Genomic DNA, 3,526 nt, shown 5'->3' with positions numbered 1-3,526 from the left:
CTCAACCCTCTTTATCTTTACCTAATAGCAACAAAAATATAAAATAAAATTTACTTCGAAGTCCTTTCTTTGGAATGTTAACACCACTTGAAGCTTCTATATTTTTTTCTAAATTTCATTATATCATAACTCTCTTATAATAATTAAAAGAAAGACAAATGCATTATATCCGATAAAAAACATAGTAAATAATTTTAACATGAGTATTTTTTGACCGATCTCTGTAATGCTTTATTAATAAATATTTGAACCCACTTAAAAAACACTTGAAAATCATATGGAAAAGGGTATGATTAAAATGAGGGATGGGATTATTTGAGATATTAGTTTTAAATTAAAAGAATAATCTAAGGGGGTGAAAGAGGATGAAGAAATTTGTTGTTGTTTTGTTGATCGTTGTTGAATTATAAAATTAAAACACAAAAAGTTGACTTTTTTTATAATATGTGTTATAGTTAAATATAACAACAAAACATTGGGGGTGATTGTAAATGTCCAGGTACAATTATTTGTTAAAGCTTGTCTTTGCAGCTGTTTTCGGTATTTCGGCTCTTTTTATACCTTCCTTCTTTTTGAAAATCATTTTCTCGACAGTTGCGATTGTTTTTCTGGCTCTTAACCTGAAAAGCTTTAAAATTTTGTTTGTTATTTTAGCGGTAGTTTTATTTGTGATTCCAGCAAGTATATTTTCTTATTTTATAGACTCGCATATAGATTGGGATAATTTATGGAATAATATTTTCAACTGGGAAGAATTATATAACCAAAACGGTTATAGCTACAATTCTAATACTGAAGAAATCCAACCCGATATTTACATAGAAAGGACTGAAAATTTACAAATTGAAGGAATAAATTATGAAATAATTTTTGATGAAACGTCTGATCAGATCTACATTCCTAGTCAAATTAATCGTATAAGAAATGAAGATACTTTAACTTTAACATCAGACGTTCAAGATCAAAAATATATCATAGTAATTGGCTCAAAAGTACCCTACAAGAACATAAGGATAAACTCAACAGGTTTAAATGTAGTGGGGAATTTAGAATTAGAAAATTTTGATTTAAATACCACTGGGCTTGATTTCAATGTAACACTTGAAGCGAGTAATCTTTCGATAAATTCTGCAGGTTTAAGTTTAGGTGGTAATGTACACGTAGACCAAGCTGAAATTAATGCATCAGGGATTAGTTGGCATGGCTTAGTAGATGCAAGTGAGTTAACACTAAACGGCGCTGGTGTAAAAATTGACCTCTCAGTAATTAACGCAGAACATATCTATATTAACGGCGCAGCGTTGACAGGTACCATACAATACATGGATAAATGGGTAGGTACGAGGTATTTATCAATTAAAGGGGCTTATGGTGATCTAGAACTTCTAGAACCTTCGGATAATGAAGGAAGGTTAAAGCTCGATACCCAAGGCAGAATTAAGATCAGAAGAAAAAAATATTGAAAGGGTTGTAAATATGCTGTATGAAGTAGATAAACACAGTGGGATACCATCTTATTTACAAATAATGAACCAAATAAAAAAGGAAATAATTATGGGAAATCTAAAAGAAGGTGATCAATTACCACCTGTTAGGGAGTTGAGTACAGTTTTCAAAGTCAACATAAACACGATTTTAAAAGCTTTAGACAAGTTAGAAACATCAGGATACATAGAAGCCCAACATGGAATAGGTTTTTTTGTTTCAAAGAATATAGATTTAAAAAAAGGCATTGTTGATGAGATTAGAAATTGTGTAGAAAAATTAAAAAAGGAAGACATAGACTTAGAAACTATAAAATTAATTTTGGAGGAGGTTTGGAAAGATGGTCAATTTTCTGAATAAGTTGGAAGTTTATTTTCAAAAAGAGTTTACTGAAAAAAGTGGAAGAATATTTATATTCTCTTTGATTTTTTTATTTTTCATAACCTTTGATGTACCGTTTTTAACGTTATTTTTCATATTCCTTTTCCTTACAAACATGATCGGACATGATTTAAGAAACGGAAAGTTCTCCCTTATAATATCCCTTCCTTATTCATACAGAGAGGTATTTTTCTCATCTTATGTACTTTCCCTACTATTGATAGTTATACCTAGTTCTATCGGGCTAGCCTTTTTTAACTTTGGAAGTTTGTACTTATCAATAGCACTTTTAAAGATCTTGAGTGTCATAATATTTGCAACGGCTTATTTTGCCATTATTATAATCTCTGTTACATTAGGGGGAGATACATTTGGAATACCATTTTTGATATTGATCGCTGATTGGATACTTGGGAAAATTGGTTCCAGTTATGCTGTAAATCCCTACAAATATATTAGCCCGTCGAACCAAGGGAATGTTTGGGCAAGTTTGATATTTTCTGTGTTTCTTTTACTCTTATCTTTATATCTGTTTGAAAAAAGAGGTGTACAAAAATGATAATAGAAGTGAAAGACTTAGTTAAAAGTTTCAATTCAAAACCGATATTGAACAAGATCAATTTTAATGTAAATGAGGGTGAAATCTTTTCTCTAATAGGTCCCAATGGTGCAGGGAAAACAACAACTTTGAGATGTCTATACGGGGAGTTGAAACCAAACAACGGTGAGATAAAGCTTTTTTCTGAAAAAATAACCCCTGAGATAAAAACAAAGGTTTCTGTGATGACAGAAGATAGGTTGACATTTTCTAATTTTAAAGGAAGTGATTACCTAAAAATTTGGAGTATGTTGTATCCTAACTTCAATGAGGAAACATTTTCTAATTTTGTTTTACATTACAACTTCGACATAAACCAAAAAGTGGAAAGATATTCAATGGGTATGAAAACATTGTTTTATTTGGCACTAACAATATCCAGTAACGCCGATCTTTTGCTCTTAGATGAACCAACTCAGAACCTTGATCCCGTTATAAGATCGGAGGCTTTAAAAATTTTAAGAAATTATGCAAATGAAACGAACAAGACGATAATCATATCTTCTCACGAAATATACGAACTCGAGGAAATATCGTCATCTTTTGCAATTATAAAAGAAGGTAAAATATTATATACAGATGATATGGATTCTGCTAAAGAAAAGCACAGGATGATAAGAAAAGGTGAACCTATTCCAACTGGTGAAGTTGTATCTAACTTTGAAGAAGAGGTGTTGGTAAAAACTGAAGAAGAGATTGGAAGATTTGCGACATTTAACGAAATTGTTCTTGGATATTTAAGAAGTATCCAAGCTTTCACCCCTTTTGAAGTTAAAAAATAAAGGTTCTATTTCAAAAAATGATGGTAGAAAAATTAGATACATAAATAGCCGCTTAATATGATCCAAGACGAAAAAGCTAAAAGAGTTATTGAAATAATTTCCGAAAAGACGCCCAACATGGGCGTTTTTCAATTAAAATTGCCAATAATTTCCACCAACTCTTCTCTTCCTTCCCCTTCAAAAGCATAAAAAGAAATAGCAGAAGGTTCTTTACCCAATAGCAACAAAAATATAAAATAAAATTTACTTCAAAGTCCTTTCGGTTCTATCACGAAAATAG

Annotated in this window: 4 protein-coding genes; all 4 read left to right on the top strand. The window is 30.9% G+C overall.

Translation table 11 applies throughout. The features are described 5' to 3' along the window. Positions 1 to 491 precede the first annotated feature (491 nt). From AA81_RS04560 to AA81_RS04545, 4 genes are read left to right on the top strand one after another with little or no spacing between them, the layout of a single operon-like run. Positions 492 to 1,463: an energy-coupling factor transporter transmembrane component T family protein gene (locus AA81_RS04560; protein ID WP_103898341.1), complete on the top strand. Its 972-nt coding sequence runs from the start codon at positions 492 to 494 to the stop codon at positions 1,461 to 1,463. A 13-nt stretch (positions 1,464 to 1,476) separates the two neighbouring features. Further along, positions 1,477 to 1,845: a GntR family transcriptional regulator gene (locus AA81_RS04555; RefSeq protein WP_103076172.1), complete on the top strand. Its 369-nt coding sequence runs from the start codon at positions 1,477 to 1,479 to the stop codon at positions 1,843 to 1,845. After that, positions 1,826 to 2,425 (top strand): hypothetical protein, encoded by a 600-nt coding sequence (locus tag AA81_RS04550; protein WP_103898340.1) that lies wholly within the window; start codon positions 1,826 to 1,828, stop codon positions 2,423 to 2,425. Before AA81_RS04555 ends, AA81_RS04550 begins: the two co-directional genes overlap by 20 nt. Then, positions 2,422 to 3,246 carry an ABC transporter ATP-binding protein gene (locus AA81_RS04545; RefSeq protein ID WP_103898339.1) on the top strand — a complete coding sequence of 275 codons (825 nt, stop codon included), beginning with the start codon at positions 2,422 to 2,424 and terminating at the stop codon, positions 3,244 to 3,246. Before AA81_RS04550 ends, AA81_RS04545 begins: the two co-directional genes overlap by 4 nt. Positions 3,247 to 3,526: the final 280 nt, after the last annotated feature.

This window comes from Petrotoga halophila DSM 16923 (genome assembly GCF_002924615.1).
This window is presented reverse-complemented; position numbering and strand designations above follow the sequence as displayed.

Excerpts from the sequence above, each read along its gene's own strand:
- AA81_RS04560 (WP_103898341.1), top strand. The coding sequence starts at position 492 with ATGTCCAGGTACAATTATTTGTTAAAGCTTGTCTTTGCAGCTGTTTTC.
- AA81_RS04555 (WP_103076172.1), top strand. The coding sequence starts at position 1,477 with ATGCTGTATGAAGTAGATAAACACAGTGGGATACCATCTTATTTACAA.
- AA81_RS04550 (WP_103898340.1), top strand. The coding sequence starts at position 1,826 with ATGGTCAATTTTCTGAATAAGTTGGAAGTTTATTTTCAAAAAGAGTTT.
- AA81_RS04545 (WP_103898339.1), top strand. The coding sequence starts at position 2,422 with ATGATAATAGAAGTGAAAGACTTAGTTAAAAGTTTCAATTCAAAACCG.